General features: G+C 64.5%; 14 protein-coding genes. All 14 read left to right on the top strand.

Annotated features, from left to right (window positions below):
- Positions 1 to 4: 4 nt before the first annotated feature.
- The 14 genes from ACMDCM_RS08425 to ACMDCM_RS08360 all read left to right on the top strand — a co-directional run bounded on the left by ACMDCM_RS08425 (position 5) and on the right by ACMDCM_RS08360 (position 14,245).
- On the top strand, positions 5 to 1,393 hold the full coding sequence (locus ACMDCM_RS08425; protein ID WP_412773139.1) for a DUF2793 domain-containing protein: 1,389 nt from the start codon (positions 5 to 7) through the stop codon (positions 1,391 to 1,393).
- Positions 1,394 to 1,822: 429 nt separating this feature from the next.
- The gene (locus tag ACMDCM_RS08420; protein ID WP_412773138.1) at positions 1,823 to 2,251 is read left to right on the top strand and encodes a hypothetical protein; all 429 of its coding nucleotides are present in this window, start codon (positions 1,823 to 1,825) and stop codon (positions 2,249 to 2,251) included.
- Positions 2,252 to 2,288: 37 nt separating this feature from the next.
- Entirely contained in the window at positions 2,289 to 2,528 is a 240-nt protein-coding gene (locus tag ACMDCM_RS08415; protein ID WP_412773137.1) for a Pam3-gp28 family putative phage holin, read from the top strand.
- A gap of 23 nt (positions 2,529 to 2,551) precedes the next feature.
- Positions 2,552 to 2,947, top strand: a complete 396-nt coding sequence (locus ACMDCM_RS08410; RefSeq protein ID WP_412773136.1) for a hypothetical protein — start codon at positions 2,552 to 2,554, stop codon at positions 2,945 to 2,947.
- Between the two features lies 1 nt (position 2,948).
- The gene (locus tag ACMDCM_RS08405; protein WP_412773135.1) at positions 2,949 to 3,200 is read left to right on the top strand and encodes a hypothetical protein; all 252 of its coding nucleotides are present in this window, start codon (positions 2,949 to 2,951) and stop codon (positions 3,198 to 3,200) included.
- A gap of 138 nt (positions 3,201 to 3,338) precedes the next feature.
- On the top strand, positions 3,339 to 4,010 hold the full coding sequence (locus ACMDCM_RS08400; protein WP_412773134.1) for a response regulator transcription factor: 672 nt from the start codon (positions 3,339 to 3,341) through the stop codon (positions 4,008 to 4,010).
- Positions 4,000 to 5,397, top strand: a complete 1,398-nt coding sequence (locus ACMDCM_RS08395; protein WP_412773133.1) for a sensor histidine kinase — start codon at positions 4,000 to 4,002, stop codon at positions 5,395 to 5,397. Before ACMDCM_RS08400 ends, ACMDCM_RS08395 begins: the two co-directional genes overlap by 11 nt.
- Positions 5,398 to 5,603: 206 nt before the next feature.
- Positions 5,604 to 6,068: an RT0821/Lpp0805 family surface protein gene (locus ACMDCM_RS08390; protein WP_412773132.1), complete on the top strand. Its 465-nt coding sequence runs from the start codon at positions 5,604 to 5,606 to the stop codon at positions 6,066 to 6,068.
- Positions 6,069 to 6,290: 222 nt separating this feature from the next.
- Entirely contained in the window at positions 6,291 to 7,688 is a 1,398-nt protein-coding gene (locus tag ACMDCM_RS08385) for a hypothetical protein (RefSeq protein WP_412773131.1), read from the top strand.
- Between the two features lie 377 nt (positions 7,689 to 8,065).
- Positions 8,066 to 9,169 carry a c-type cytochrome biogenesis protein CcmI gene (gene ccmI, locus ACMDCM_RS08380; protein ID WP_412773130.1) on the top strand — a complete coding sequence of 368 codons (1,104 nt, stop codon included), beginning with the start codon at positions 8,066 to 8,068 and terminating at the stop codon, positions 9,167 to 9,169.
- Between the two features lie 34 nt (positions 9,170 to 9,203).
- Positions 9,204 to 9,692 (top strand): cytochrome c maturation protein CcmE, encoded by a 489-nt coding sequence (gene ccmE / locus ACMDCM_RS08375; RefSeq protein WP_412773129.1) that lies wholly within the window; start codon positions 9,204 to 9,206, stop codon positions 9,690 to 9,692.
- Positions 9,689 to 11,671, top strand: a complete 1,983-nt coding sequence (locus ACMDCM_RS08370; protein WP_412773128.1) for a heme lyase CcmF/NrfE family subunit — start codon at positions 9,689 to 9,691, stop codon at positions 11,669 to 11,671. The genes ccmE and ACMDCM_RS08370 overlap by 4 nt, the downstream gene beginning before the upstream one ends.
- A gap of 22 nt (positions 11,672 to 11,693) precedes the next feature.
- The gene (locus ACMDCM_RS08365; protein WP_412774703.1) at positions 11,694 to 12,236 is read left to right on the top strand and encodes a cytochrome c-type biogenesis protein; all 543 of its coding nucleotides are present in this window, start codon (positions 11,694 to 11,696) and stop codon (positions 12,234 to 12,236) included.
- A 443-nt stretch (positions 12,237 to 12,679) separates the two neighbouring features.
- The gene (locus ACMDCM_RS08360; protein ID WP_412773127.1) at positions 12,680 to 14,245 is read left to right on the top strand and encodes a Do family serine endopeptidase; all 1,566 of its coding nucleotides are present in this window, start codon (positions 12,680 to 12,682) and stop codon (positions 14,243 to 14,245) included.
- Positions 14,246 to 14,429: the final 184 nt, after the last annotated feature.

Genomic DNA, 14,429 nt, shown 5'->3' with positions numbered 1-14,429 from the left:
TGCCATGACAGACACACCGAATCTCGGGCTGCCGTATATCGACGGCAGCCAGGCGCAGAAGCACGTTACCCATAACGAGGCGCTACGCATTCTCGACGCAGTGGTCCAGATCGGCGTGCTCGATCGGACACGCACGACACCGCCCTCCAGTCCGGCGGACGGCGAACGTCATGTGGTCGCAGGCGGCGCGACCGGCGCGTGGGCCGGAAAGGACAACACCATCGCGACCTGGCAGGACGACGCCTGGGCCTTCCTCGCGCCGAAGACCGGATGGTGCATCTGGTCGGCGGCTGACAGCAGCCTGTTCGTGTTCGGCGGCGCGGCCTGGCAGGGCGCGGGCGGCACCGATGCGCTCGATAACGTGGCGCATCTCGGCGTCAACACGGCGGCGAGCAGTCCCAATCTTCTCAGCGTCAAGTCCAACGCCGCGTTGTTCGCCGCCATCGATGCCGCCGACGGCGGCACCGGCGACATGCGGCTTCAGCTCTCGAAGGAAGGCTCGGCCAATACGGCGTCGGTGTTCTTCTCGGATAATTTCTCAGGCCGCGCGGAGTTCGGCCTGGTCGGCGCCGATACCTTCAAGCTCAAGGTGTCGCCGGACGGATCAAGCTGGACCGAGGCGTTCAATATCGATCAGGACACCGGCAATCTCACGCTTCCGTGCGGGCTGTCGCTGAGCGGCGTCATTTCACCGGCGCAGATCACCACCGATCAGAATGACTATAGCCCCGCCGGTCTTGCGGCGGCGTCGGTGCTGCAAATCAAAGCGAACGCCGCGCGCAACATTTCGGGCCTGGCCGGCGGAGCGGAAGGGCGCTGCCTCGCCATCATCAATGTCGGAAGCCAGCCTGTCACGCTGCTCGATGAAAGCACGTCGTCGTCGGCATCGAACCGTCTGACACTCGGCGGCGACCTGACGATCGCGGCGAAGCAGGCCGCGATCCTGCGTTACGACGGCACCGCCGCGCGCTGGCAGGTAATCGGGGGCGGGGCTCGGGCGGTTGCAACCAAATCGCAACAGCAGGCGGGCGCCGACAATACGTCGGCGGTAACGCCGGCGCATCAACAGGATCATGACAGCGCCGCCAAGGCATGGGGCTATTTCACCGTGTCCGGTGGCACATACACCTTGTCGGCCGGCTTCAACATCGCCGGCATCAGCAAGAATTCGACGGGGAATCTGACGATCAGCTTCACGACTCCCTTCGCATCGACGAGTTTCGCAGTAATTGCCACCGTCAACCAGTTCGGAGGGGTGGGAGTCACGGAAACGATTCAGGAGATGCTGGGGAGCCGATCATCGTACAGCACGACGCTTGCCATCACCGGGACTGGCTCAGCCGGGGTCGCCATTGACAGAGGGTTTAGCTTTATGGCGTTCGGTCGCCAGTAGCCTTTGGCTTGCAGTCCTGCTGGATGATCGATCCGGCCCAATCCCTGAACCTGCTGCGACGATGCCGTCAGTGACCATGCGGCGCGATCTGCGCGGCGAAGATCATGAGCATGATCACGCCGAGTCCGATGACACCGGCAAAAATCATCGCATCTCTGGTCGGAGTATCCATGACAGCCCTCTGCGCTGCCCGGCTGGTGCCGGGTGGTTGATAATCAGCAGCAAGAGGTGCCGACCCCCATTATTGACCGCCACGTCGGGAGCGACCCGGCGCTGCTGCTAACGGTTTATTCGTGGGGCCACCCGGCCTAGCGGGTTGAGCCTCTTGCTGTTTCGCGGGCCGGTTATCACGCCGTCACCGCCCGACCCACCTACCACACCTTAAAGGACCGATCCAATGCCCAACCTCGATTTCGGGGGCGCGAACCTATGACCGAACCCGCGTCCATTCGATACAAAAACCCCGGCGCGATGTGGGGCGGCAAGCACGCCAACAATTGGGGAGCTGTCAGCGACGTTGTCCTGAAAGATGGACAATCCAACCACATCGCCGTGTTCCCGGATGTCGTCCATGGCGCGGCGGCGCAGTTCGCGCTGTGGAAAGTCGGCTACTGCAACATATCGCTGTCGTCCGCGATCAAGAAGTGGTCCGGCCACAATTCGTCGGCGGCCTATATGGCCTTCCTCGGCAAGCATGTCGGCATAACGGCGCAAACCCGGATCACGCCTGCGCTGCTCGCCTCTCCGAAGGGCCTCGCGCTGATGAAAGCGCAAGCGCAGTGGGAAGCGGGCAAGCCGTATCCCATGACGGACGCCGAGTGGCGTCGGGCGCAAGCCATGGTTTTTTCCGCCGCCTGACGGGCTCAGGCAATCGCAACATCATTGGAGATCATACATGACATCGGATTCGGTGTGGCAGGTCGTGCGCTATCTGTTGATCGCGGCCGGCAGTTTCGCCACCGGCAAGGGCTGGGTCACCTCCGACCAGGTGACCAGCATTATCGGCGCGATCGGCACGCTCTTCACAGTGGCGTGGGGCCTTTACGTCAAGGCCGGCACCAAAGCGGTCCCCTCAGTTACGGCCGCGCGTCCCGACGTGCCGACCGTCAGCGCCGCGACCGGCGCGCTCAAGTAAATCCGCGAACAACAGGAGTTCCCATGCGAAAGCTCGTCGCCGCGACAGCGCTCGTCTCCGGTCTGGCGCTGGCAGGCTGCCAGACCGTCGCGCTGCCGTCCTTGAATCTGAACACGGCCGTTGCGCTCAACACCGTCTACGGCATCGAAAACGCCTATGGCGTCGCGGTGAACGCCGCCAACGCCTACAAGGCGCTGCCGCTTTGCCGGACCGGCACGGTGCCTGGCGCGGCCAACATCTGCGCGAGGCGATCGGTGATCGAGAGGCTGCAGGCTGCGATGTTCAAGGCGCGCCTTGCGGTCAACAATCTGGTCGCGCTGCAAAAGGCCTATCCGTCCGTCGATATCACCAACGCGCTCTCGGCGGCGCAGTCGGCGCTGATCGCCGTCCAGCAGATCCTTGCATCGGGAGTACGATAACATGGTCACAGCAGCAGAAATCGAAGCCGGCCTCGCGGCCGCAGAAGCCATCGTCAGCGCGATCGTCAAGGCCGCGCCCGCGATCGAGCAGGGCGTGATCTCGTCGATACCCTACGTTCAGGCCATCGCCGGCCTGATCGGCGGCAGCAACGCCACGTCTGACGAGATCGATGCGGTGCTGGAGCGGATCAACGCGGCGGCCGACGCGTTCCTGAATCCGCTGCCGCCCGATGACGGTTCGACGACCACGTAAGACCGCCCGGAGCGGGCGCGGGGGCCGTCCGGGCGGTATGTCCGCCGCTGGAAAATATGACACAAGCGGGCCCCGGCGTTCATTTGCCATTCACGCCGCGACGGGTCATCTTGGCGGGTGGAATCAGCGGAGTCCGCCTTGCGCCTTCTCGTCGTCGAAGACGATCCCGACCTCAATCGTCAGCTTACGACGGCGCTGACCGACGCCGGCTATGTGGTCGATCGCGCGTTCGACGGCGAGGAGGGACATTTCCTCGGCGACAGCGAACCCTACGACGCCGTCGTGCTGGACATCGGCCTGCCGAAGATGGACGGCATCTCGGTGCTGGAGGCCTGGCGGCGCCAGGGGCGCACCATGCCGGTCCTGATCCTCACCGCGCGCGACCGCTGGAGCGACAAGGTGCAGGGGTTCGACGCCGGCGCCGACGACTATGTCGCAAAGCCCTTCCACCTCGAGGAAATTCTGGCGCGCATCCGCGCGCTGCTGCGCCGGAGCACCGGTCACGCCCAGTCGGAGCTGACTTGCGGGCCGGTGACGCTGGATACCCGCACCGGCCGCGTCAGCGTCAGCGGCAATCCGATCAAGATGACATCGCATGAATACCGGCTGCTCGCCTATCTCATGCACCATACCGGGCGGGTCGTGTCACGCACCGAACTGGTCGAGCATCTCTACGATCAGGATTTCGATCGCGACTCCAACACCATTGAGGTCTTTGTCGGTCGCATCCGCAAGAAGCTGGACGTCGATATCATCCAGACCGTCCGCGGGCTCGGCTACCTGCTGACGCCGCCGGCAGATGCGCGTTAGGGAATTTCTGGCCCGCCGCTCGAATTCGCTCGCAACGCGGCTGTACCTGTCCGCGACCGCCTGGGTCGTGGTCATTCTGCTCATCACCGGCGTGGTGCTGTCGTCGGTCTATCGCTCGGCGTCCGAGCGCGCCTTCGACCGCCGCCTCAACCTCTATCTCCGCACCCTGATCGCCGAGGTGGCGACGCCGGACGAGCCGCCCGATCGTCAGTTCCAGTCGCTCGGCGAGCCGCTGTTCGATCTGCCGCTGTCGGGCTGGTACTGGGAAATCGTGCGCACCGATCCGTACGAGAAAGAGATCCGTGCCTCGCGCTCGCTATGGGACAAGAAGCTGCCGAAGCTGGAGGATCAGGGCATTGAGCTCTCCTCGTCGGGGGTCCGCGTCGGATATGTCGACGGACCCGAGGGCCAGATCCTGCGCATGGCGGAGCGGCCGGTCGATCTCGGCGCGGATGGCAAATTCCGCGTCACGGTGGCCGGAGACGCCACCGAGATTTTCGACGAGACGCGAGCCTTCGACTATTACCTCGGCGGCACGTTTGCCGCGCTCACGATCGGGTTGCTGCTCACCACGATTTTTCAGGTGCGGTTCGGTCTCGCGCCGCTGAAGCGCATTTCAGACGCCATCGCCGACATCCGCTCCGGCCGCGCCGAGCGGCTCCAGGGCGAATTTCCGGTCGAGATCGCGCCGCTCGCCCGCGAGACCAACGCGCTGATTGATGCCAACCGCGAGATCGTCGAACGCGCGCGAACCCACGTCGGAAACCTAGCGCATGCGGTCAAGACGCCGTTGTCGGTCATCGTCAACGAAGCCAATGCGCATCAACGCGACCCCTTCGCCGCGAAGGTGCTCGAACAGGCGGGGGTGATGCGCAATCAGGTCGCCCATCACCTGGAGCGGGCCCGCATCGCTGCGCGGCTCACTGTCATTGCAACCGTGGCCGATGTCGCGCCGGTCATCGAGGCGCTGCGACGGACCATGGAAAAAATTCATCGCGACCGCGCCGTCGCCATCCATGTCGAGGTCAGCGCGGGCGCGAAATTTCGCGGCGAGCGGCAAGACCTCGAGGAAATGGCCGGCAACCTCGTCGACAACGCCTGCAAGTGGGCGCGGTCGCGGGTGCGCATCGGGGTTTCCGTCCGTCCCGCCGATGGAGCCAGACCGGCGATGCTGCATATCGTCGTCGACGATGATGGCAGCGGACTGTCGGACGCGGAGCAGATGCAGGCCTCGCAGCGCGGCCGCCGGCTCGACGAGACCAAGCCCGGATCCGGACTTGGGTTGTCGATCGTGACCGATCTGGCGGCGCTTTATGGCGGCAGCCTGACGCTCGGCTCGTCCCCGATCGGAGGGCTGCGGGCCGAACTGGCGCTGCCGGCGGCATGAAGCGGGTGGCGGCCGTCTTTCGGCGGAGTTTTGATTCCGACATCGGCTTGCCAGGCTGCAAGGGGCGGGAGCGAATGTTAAATCCGTCCACGAGTTCGCTGGTTCGGAAAGAAGGGGCGGGCCGTGTCGCCGCAGTCCCGCCCGAATTGCCCGCTCCTGTGCGACCGGACGCGAATCTTCCGGGCTGGAGCGCGCCGGAGAGAGTCATGGGCAGGACAAATGCGCTGGTTGTCGTCGCGGCGATGCTCGCTCTCGGCGGCTGCGATATGACAAGTTCGGGCGGTCCCGACGGTTCGAGCTTGTCGACCGGCGCGTTCGCCGTCCAGACGGGAAGGGCGGGCGATCCGGCGCGCGAGCGCGCGGTTGCGACCGCAGCAGCGCTCGGTCTCTTGATTGGGCCAAAACTTGATTCAGAGCTGGATGATAACGATCGCCGCCTGGCCTATCAGGCTCAGATGGATGCCCTCGAGCGAGGCGCGCCCGGCGCGCCGATCGCCTGGCGCAATCCGGTTTCCGGTCGCCATGGCAATATCGTCGCCGGCCCGGAGTATGAGTTGAAGGGTGCGACCTGCCGCGGCTACTCCCACACCGTCACGATCGGCGGTCAGCTCGAAACCGTGCGCAAAACCGCCTGCCGAAACGGCGACGGCAAGTGGGCCGCAATAGGCTAGAGCCCTTCCGCTTCCGATAGAGGAGGAAAACATGGCTCTATATTTTTGATTTTAAACGATTTTCTTCGTGAGATCCGGTATCTGTCTTCAGGTCAAGCCTGAGGCATGTTGCGCTTGAAAACGCTCCCGTCCTCCTCAACGCATCCTTAAGACCGCCCCTGCTATGACGTGCCACGGGCTCCTCCGGTGGCCGCGCGATCGTTCGCGTCAAGATTTATGTGCATGGACCAGGCCTCACTCGAACGGTTGAAGGATTATCTCGCGCAACTTCCGCCGAAGTCGCAGGCACTGCTGTTGCGGGAATTCGAGCGTGCCGTCGAGCGCGACGAAGATGTCGCGGTCGCCAGCTTCGTGCTCGGGGAACTCCGCAGGATCGTCCGCGGCCCGGACGACAGCATGCGGCAGCCGCGCAAGGATCCGGCCCGACTTCTGTTTCGTCCGCTGGAGCCGTTTCTCATCGAAGGCGAGTCCGCGCCGCGCTCCGGGCAGATCCGGCGCACCTCGCTCATGCCTGTCTGGCAATGGCTGGCGCAGGACGGCGCGCCGGATGCCGTGCGCGCGTTCGAGGCTGCGCTTGCGACCGAAACCGTAACGGCGTCCGATATCGAGGCGGCGGCGTGGACCTTGCAGGCGGCCGCCGCGGCCGCCATCCAGCGGGTGGCCGATGGCACTGACCGTCAGCGGACTCTCGGCCGCATCGGGGCGCCCAGCGTCGCTGAAGACTTTGCTTCAATCGGGGCCGTCCTGAACGCCCGCGAGGCGCTCGAGACCCTCATTATCCGGTTGCCGAGTTTTATGCGGGTCTTCGGGGAGCCTCAGATTGCCCTTCTGATGCCCGCGCTCAACGTTCCTTCCCTGCTGACCCCGGTGGCCGCCCCGTTCGTGCTGTCGCTGGTGATGCAGCGGCTCTCCGCATCGTGGCAGGTCATCCGGCTGGCGATCAAGTTCGCAGGCTCGGACGACGAGTTCCGGGTGGCGGCGACGCCTTATGGCGCGGCGGTCACGCTGGTGCTCGACGATCTGTCGCGGACTTCGGCCGGCTTGCGCGCCGACATCCGGCGAGGGCATTTCGAAAACGTCTCCGAACGTCTGAAGACCGTGCATGACGGCATCCGGGGCTTGCGGACCGAGCTCGATATCCGCGCCGATTCAAACTGGGGCCGCCAGCTCGCGGCGATCAGGGTCGATATTTCCAACGGTTTGCAATCGGAAATCGACGGCGTCCCCGGTCGGGTGCGACGTCTGCTCCGCCAGCGGCCCGACAAGGAGATTCCGCCGGGCGCGCGGATGGATCCGGCCGAGGTCGAGGAAGTCGCGGCATTGATCGATTTCGTCGCGGTGTGCCGGACCTACGCCAGCGAACTGGCCATCAACGAAGTGACGATGCGCACCTATTCGGATTTGCAGCAATACGTCGAGCTGGCCGCGCAAACGCTGGTGGAATCGCTTCGCAGCGGCGATGAGCGCGCCCGCGCGTTCCGCCAGCAGCAGGTCCGGGCGACGATCCGCTTCTGCGAGGTTCTGTTCGGCCACGATTATTCGTCGTTGATGAGCCGGGCCGCCGACAATGCGCTGGCGGCCGAGCCCAAGTCGTCGCCCAAGTCGTCGCGAGCCGGCTAAGTCCGGCAAATGCATTTCGGAACCTGCCGGAGCGTTTTTCGAGCGAAGCATGTTCTCGGGCTTGACCGAGGACGGCTACCGGTTCGTGTACAAGGAAACGCGTCAAAACAAAAAGCTGGAGCCCGGCTTTGATTCCATCAAAGCCGGAACAACTCTCGCGCATCATCCGCCAAAGCGGGCGGTTTGGTGAAAAGAAAAAGCGCGGCCGGGCGTAAAACCGGTATCCGCTTTTGCCGATCCTGCTCTGGAATCATAGGGTTGCCGCTGTTCCCCGCCAATTGTGCCGCAATTGTCAATTGCGTCCCCTGTCCAGTCGTGATGTAACCCGGCCATCGGACCGGCCGTTTCCTGCGCCGGGCCACCGGAATGCTGATGCAATGACGCTGTGGTTTGTGTTTGCGCTGATGACCGCTGGAGCGGTCTTCGCGGTGCTGTGGCCGCTCGGTCGTTCGGCCCGGGCCCAGGCGCCCGGCGGCAGCGAGACCACGGTCTATCGGGATCAACTGGCCGAAGTCGGCCGCGATGCTGCAGCCGGCCTGATCGGCGCGCCGGAGGCGGCGGCCGCGCGAGTCGAGATCGGGCGCCGGCTTCTGGAGGCGGCCGACGCGGAGAGCGGTCAGCGGCAGGACTCCAAGCTCTGGCTGCGCCGCACGGTGGCGGTGGTGGCGTTGGCCGGGATTCCGCTGATGGCGCTTGCGGTCTACTTGCCGCTCGGGTCGCCGCAACTGCCCGATTTTCCGCTTGCGGAGCGCGTTCAGTCGGGCGAAGCGTCGCAATCGCTTGATAACCTGGTGGAGCAGGTTGAATCCCATCTGGAAAAGAATCCCACCGACGGCCGCGGCTGGACCGTGATCGCGCCGGTGCTGACAAAGCTCGGCCGCTTCGACGCCGCCGCGCGCGCCTATCGCAACGTGATCACCTACGTAGGCGAAACCGCGGAGCGCCGCGCCGATCTCGGTGCGGCGCTTGCCGGAGCCGCCAACGGCATCGTCACCGCCGACGCGAAGAAGGAGTTCGAGCGCGCGGTCGCCCTGGATCCCAAGGAGGCGAAGGCGCGCTTTTTCCTCGGGATGGCGGCGGAGCAGGACGGCCGCACCGCCGACGCGGTCAAGATGTGGAAGGCTCTGCTGGCCGATGCGCCCGCGGACGCGCAGTGGCGCGACACGGTGAAGGAGGCGCTGGCGCAGGTCGGGGGCGGCGCGCCGGGTCCGACGAAAGACGCGGTGGCTGCGGCGAGCAACATGACCGAAACGGATCGTTCCGCGATGATCCATACCATGGTCGACCGGCTCGCAGCGCGTCTGAAGCATGACGGGAATGATGTCGAAGGATGGCTCCGCTTGGCCCGCGCCTATATGGTGCTCAACGAGCCGGAGAAATCACGTATCGTGCGCGATGACGCCCGCCGCGCGCTCGGACAAAATGAAGCGGGCTTGCGCCAGCTCAACGAAGGGCTCAAGGCTCTCGGTATAGATGGATGATTCAGGTGGTTGCTTTCCGCGCAGGTGAAACAGCATGACCCGCAAGCAGCGGCGGTTGACGATAATCGGCGGAGCGCTCGCAGTGCTCGGAATCGCGGTCGCGCTGGTGCTGAACGCATTTCGTGATTCCATCGTGTTCTTTTCGACTCCGGTCATGGTGGCCGAACATCACATCAAGCCTGGCCAACGTTTCCGTCTGGGCGGGTTGGTGGAAGCCGGCTCGTTGGTCCGCGGCTCCAATCTCGCGGTCAAGTTCAAGGTGTCCGACGGAACCGCGACGCTTCCGGTCACCTACAAGGGCATCCTGCCGGATCTGTTCCGCGAGGGGCAGGGCGTGGTCGCCGAGGGAGCGCTCGACAGTTCGGGCGTATTCCGCGCCGACACCGTGCTGGCCAAGCATGACGAAACCTATATGCCGAAGGAAGTCGCGGACGCCTTGAAGAAGCAGGGCCACTGGAAAGACGACTACGGCGAACAGGCCTCCAACAAGCAGGCCTCAGGCAAGCAGGGGGTTCCGCAATGATCGCCGAGGCAGGACATTATGCGTTGGTGCTGGCGCTCGGACTCGCGCTGATCCAGTCCACGGTTCCGATCATCGGCGCGAGACTGCACGACGGCGCGCTGATGAACGTCGCGCGCTCGACCGCGCTCGCGCAACTGCTGTTTGTCGGCGCTTCGTTCCTCGCGCTGGTGACGCTGCACGTCATTTCCGATTTCTCGGTCCTCAACGTGTACCAGAACTCTCATTCGCTGAAGCCGATGATCTACAAGATCACCGGCGTCTGGGGCAATCACGAGGGCTCCATGCTGCTGTGGGTGACGATCCTCGCGTTGTTCGGCGGGCTGGTCGCTGCCTTCGGGAATAATCTTCCGCAGTCGCTGCGCGCCCATGTGCTGGCGGTGCAGGCCTGGATCGCGAGCGCGTTCTACCTGTTCATCCTGCTGACATCGAATCCGTTCGCGCGGATTGCCAATCCGCCGATGGAAGGGCGCGATCTCAATCCGGTGCTGCAGGATATCGGGCTCGCGGTGCATCCGCCGATGCTCTATCTCGGCTATGTCGGTTTCTCGATCGCGTTCTCCTTCGCTGTCGCCGCTCTGATCGAAGGGCGCATCGATGCCGCCTGGGCGCGCTGGGTGCGGCCATGGACGCTGATGGCGTGGATCTTCCTGACGCTCGGAATCGCGATGGGATCGTACTGGGCCTATTACGAGCTGGGCTGGGGCGGCTGGTGGTTCTGGGATCCGGTGGAGAACGCGTCGCTCATGCCATGGCTGGCGGGAACGGCGCTGCTGCATTCTTCGGTGGTGATGGAAAAGCGCAATGCGCTGAAGGTATGGACCATCCTGCTCGCGATCCTGACCTTCTCGCTCTCGCTGCTCGGCACGTTCCTGGTGCGCTCCGGCGTACTGACATCGGTCCATGCCTTCGCCACCGATCCGACGCGCGGCGTTTTCATCCTGCTGATTCTGTGCACCTTCATCGGCGGCAGCCTGACCTTGTATATCTGGCGCGCCTCCTCCTTGAAGCAGGGCGGGCTGTTCGCGCCGATCTCGCGCGAGGGCGCGCTCGTGCTCAATAACCTGTTCCTGACCACCGCTTGCGCGACCGTATTCGTAGGCACGCTGTATCCGCTCGCGCTCGAGGTCCTCACCGGCAACAGGATTTCGGTCGGAGCGCCGTTCTTCAACCTGACATTCGCTCCATTGTTCGTTCCGCTGCTGGTCGCGGTGCCGTTCGGGCCGATGCTGGCGTGGAAGCGCGGCGACCTGGCTGGCGCCTCGCAGCGGCTGATGGCCGCCGGCATCGGCGGCGCGATCGCGGTGGCCGTGCTGTGGGCATGGACGCGCGGCGGCAGCACCTTCGCGCCGCTGGCAATTGGATTGGCCGTGTACGTGATTCTCGGCGCCCTCAGCGATCTTGCCGAGCGCATCAATCTTTTCCGTGCGCCGCTTCCGGTGTCGTTCCGCCGCGCCAAGGGGCTGCCGCGCTCGACCTGGGGCACCGTGTTCGCTCACGCCGGCCTCGGCGTGGCCCTGATCGGCATCGTTTGCGAAACCACCTGGAACACCGAATTCATCGCCTCCATGAAGCCGAACGACGTGGCGAAGGTCGGCGGTTACAGCCTGACCTTCGATGGCACGTCGCAGCGGCAGCAGTCCAACTATCGCGAACACATCGCGCGTTTCACCGTGCGCGAGAACGGGCAGCCGATCGCGGTGATGACGCCGTCGAAGCGCAACTTCACCACGCGCGCGGCATCGACCACGGAAGCCGCGCTGCTGACGCGGGGTGTGAGCCAGCTCTATATCTCGCTCGGCGACATCGCCGCCGATGGCTCGGTCGCGGTGCGGATCTACCACAAGCCGATGGTGCTGCTGATCTGGTTCGGACCGGTTCTGATGGCCTTTGGAGGCGTGCTCTCGCTGTCCGACCGTCGCCTCCGGGTCGGCGCGCCGAAGCCGGCGAAAGCCATTAGCATCCTCCAGCCGGCGGAGTGAGGCCGTTATCATGCATGACCTCATGCAGGAATCGCCGCCCGTGCCCTCGCGGAGAGGGCTCCTTTCGCGGCGCGCGCTCCCGCATGTTTTCGGCGCTCTCGTTTGCCTTGCGCTCGCCATGGCGTCTCCCGCTCTTGCGGTGCTGCCCGACGAGATCATGTCCAACCCCGCGCAGGAAGCACGCGCGCGCAATCTGTCGCGCGAATTGCGCTGCATGGTGTGCCAGAACCAGTCGATCGACGATTCCTCGGCGCCGCTGGCGCGCGACCTTCGCCTGCTGGTGCGCGAGCGCATTGCGGCCGGCGACAGCGATCAGCAGGTGCTGGACTTTCTGGTCGCCCGCTACGGCGACTTCGTGCTTCTGAAGCCGCCCTTCGAAACGAACACGTTGCTGCTCTGGCTGCTGACCCCACTGGTTCTGGCAGGCGGCGGGCTGACGCTTTTGGGTTACAGCCGGCGGCGCTCCAAGGCGATGCAGGCGGCCGCGAATACGCCGCCGCGACTGAGCGCGGACGAAGAGGCGCGGCTGGCGAAGCTGATAGCCGAACCCGGTGAGCCCGGATAGCGGCTCGACGCCATCATTCGCATCGCCGCGACCGACGTGAACGCCTTGGGCCGACGGCGCTGTTGCGACCGAACTTCGGAATGCACCGGCAGGAACGTTCGCTCAGTTGACGTCGGTCGCTGCAAGCCGGTGTTATGCAATTGAGCGAATGAGCCTTGTGCCGGTGTGCGCTGGAACAATTCCGGCTTTGATGGAATCAAAGTCGGGGCTCCAGCTTTTTGTTTTGACGCGTTTTCTACACGCGAACCGGTACCCATCCTCGGGTCAAGCCCCAAGGACATGCTTCGCTTGAAAACGCTATAAACCGCCGTATCAGGCGGCTTGCCCATTGTTACGAAACATTAATTTCCCGGCCAGCCCGCTGTAAGGCGCGAATCCCCATCTTCAGAACCTGAAGTGCTGCTTCCCCGATACTGATCAATCTTGTTCTGGAGCTTCCGCGCATGACCGACCGGCCTACCGACCTATCTCCGCTTCCTTCGCCCAAGCCCACCCGCCGCTTCGGGGTTACCGCGCGCAGGTTCGCGCTCATGGCGTCTGTCGGCGCCGGCCTCGGGCTGGCAGCATACGGGTTCGCTCCTCAGGCCGCCAAAACCGATCTCTTCACAACTCCTGCCCATGCGCAGGTCAACCACGACGTCAGCAAGGTCGACCATCCGGTCGGCTTTGCCGATATCGTCGAGCGCGTGAGACCGTCGGTGATTTCGGTCAAGGTTCGCATAAAGGATAAGTCGACCGCCAGTGATGATGATTTGCCGTTCCAGCCGGGTTCGCCGATGGAACGGTTCTTCCGCCGCTTCGGCGGACCCGACGGACTGCCGCCCGGATTGCGCGGCCACCGCCACGGAGTCGTGACGGGGCAGGGCTCCGGCTTCTTCATTTCGTCCGACGGCTATGCCGTGACCAACAACCATGTCGTCGACGACGCGGACAAGGTCGAAGTCACGACCGATGACGGCAAGACCTATACCGCCAAGGTGATCGGAACCGATCCGCGCACGGATCTTGCCTTGATCAAAGTCGAGGGCGGCTCGAATTTCCCGTTTGCGAAGCTGTCGGACGACAAGGCGCGGATCGGCGACTGGGTGCTTGCTGTCGGCAACCCGTTCGGTCTTGGCGGCACCGTGACCGCCGGCATCGTGTCGGCCAGCGGCCGTGACATCGGCAACGGTCCCTATGACGATTTCATCCAGATCGACGCACCCGTGAACAAGGGCAACTCAGGCGGCCCGGCCTTCAACATGAAGGGCGACGTGATCGGGGTGAACACAGCGATCTATTCGCCGTCCGGCGGCAGCGTCGGCATCGCGTTCTCGATTCCCGCCAGCACCGTGAAAAACGTTGTCGCGCAGCTCAAGTCCAAGGGTTCGGTGAGCCGCGGATGGATCGGCGTCCAGATCCAGCCGGTCACCGCAGATATCGCCGATAGCCTCGGCCTCAAGAAAGCCGAAGGCGCGCTGGTGGCCGAGCCGCAGGCCGACAGTCCGGCGGCCAAGGCCGGCATCGAGTCCGGCGATGTGATCACGCAGGTCAACGGCGCTACCGTCAAGGATGCGCGCGAACTGGCGCGGACCATTGGAGGCCTTGCGCCGGGGACCTCGATCAAGCTGAACATCCTGCACAAGGGGGCCGACAAGGTCGTCAACCTGACGCTCGGCACGCTGCCCAACACCGTCGAAGCAAAGGCCGGTTTCGACGGTGATCATGAGTTCTCGCGCGGCAGCGAGGTTCCCAGGCTCGGCATGACGGTCGCGCCGGCAGCGTCGGTTGCGGGCGCCGGCGCCGCGGGGGTCGTCGTCATCGACGTCGATCCGAAGAGCGCGGCTGCGGATCGCGGTTTCAAGGAAGGTGACGTGATCCTCGAGGTCGGCGGAAAGAGCGTCTCCAACTCGGCCGACGTGCGCGCGGCGATCAAGGCGGCGCGCGCCGACAACAAGAAGAGCATTCTGATGCGGGTTCGCACCGGCGGCACGGCGCGATTTGTCGCGGTGCCGATCGCGAAGGGTTAGAGCATGATCCCGACCCGAAGGGCCGCGCCAGCGCAAAGCGGAAACGGGTTTTCGGACTGAGATCATGCTCGATCGATAACGGGTGTGAGCCTTGCAAGAGATGGGAAGGGTCGCCGGCATCAGTCGCCCCCGCTGACGACACTTTCCGGGGGGCGGGCCAAAAGCCCGTCCCCTTGAGTTACCT

The sequence above is a fragment of the Nitrobacter sp. genome (assembly GCF_047149785.1).
Classification (GTDB): Bacteria; Pseudomonadota; Alphaproteobacteria; order Rhizobiales; family Xanthobacteraceae; genus Nitrobacter.
The sequence above is the reverse complement of the archived record's forward strand: the minus strand, read 5'-3'. Positions and strand labels throughout refer to the sequence as shown.

Bases quoted from the DNA above. Each gene is read 5' to 3' on its own strand.
- ACMDCM_RS08425 (WP_412773139.1), top strand. From the start codon at position 5: ATGACAGACACACCGAATCTCGGGCTGCCGTATATCGACGGCAGCCAG.
- ACMDCM_RS08420 (WP_412773138.1), top strand. From the start codon at position 1,823: ATGACCGAACCCGCGTCCATTCGATACAAAAACCCCGGCGCGATGTGG.
- ACMDCM_RS08415 (WP_412773137.1), top strand. From the start codon at position 2,289: ATGACATCGGATTCGGTGTGGCAGGTCGTGCGCTATCTGTTGATCGCG.
- ACMDCM_RS08410 (WP_412773136.1), top strand. From the start codon at position 2,552: ATGCGAAAGCTCGTCGCCGCGACAGCGCTCGTCTCCGGTCTGGCGCTG.
- ACMDCM_RS08405 (WP_412773135.1), top strand. From the start codon at position 2,949: ATGGTCACAGCAGCAGAAATCGAAGCCGGCCTCGCGGCCGCAGAAGCC.
- ACMDCM_RS08395 (WP_412773133.1), top strand. From the start codon at position 4,000: ATGCGCGTTAGGGAATTTCTGGCCCGCCGCTCGAATTCGCTCGCAACG.
- ACMDCM_RS08390 (WP_412773132.1), top strand. From the start codon at position 5,604: ATGGGCAGGACAAATGCGCTGGTTGTCGTCGCGGCGATGCTCGCTCTC.
- ACMDCM_RS08385 (WP_412773131.1), top strand. From the start codon at position 6,291: ATGGACCAGGCCTCACTCGAACGGTTGAAGGATTATCTCGCGCAACTT.
- ccmI (WP_412773130.1), top strand. From the start codon at position 8,066: ATGACGCTGTGGTTTGTGTTTGCGCTGATGACCGCTGGAGCGGTCTTC.
- ccmE (WP_412773129.1), top strand. From the start codon at position 9,204: ATGACCCGCAAGCAGCGGCGGTTGACGATAATCGGCGGAGCGCTCGCA.
- ACMDCM_RS08370 (WP_412773128.1), top strand. From the start codon at position 9,689: ATGATCGCCGAGGCAGGACATTATGCGTTGGTGCTGGCGCTCGGACTC.
- ACMDCM_RS08365 (WP_412774703.1), top strand. From the start codon at position 11,694: ATGCAGGAATCGCCGCCCGTGCCCTCGCGGAGAGGGCTCCTTTCGCGG.
- ACMDCM_RS08360 (WP_412773127.1), top strand. From the start codon at position 12,680: ATGACCGACCGGCCTACCGACCTATCTCCGCTTCCTTCGCCCAAGCCC.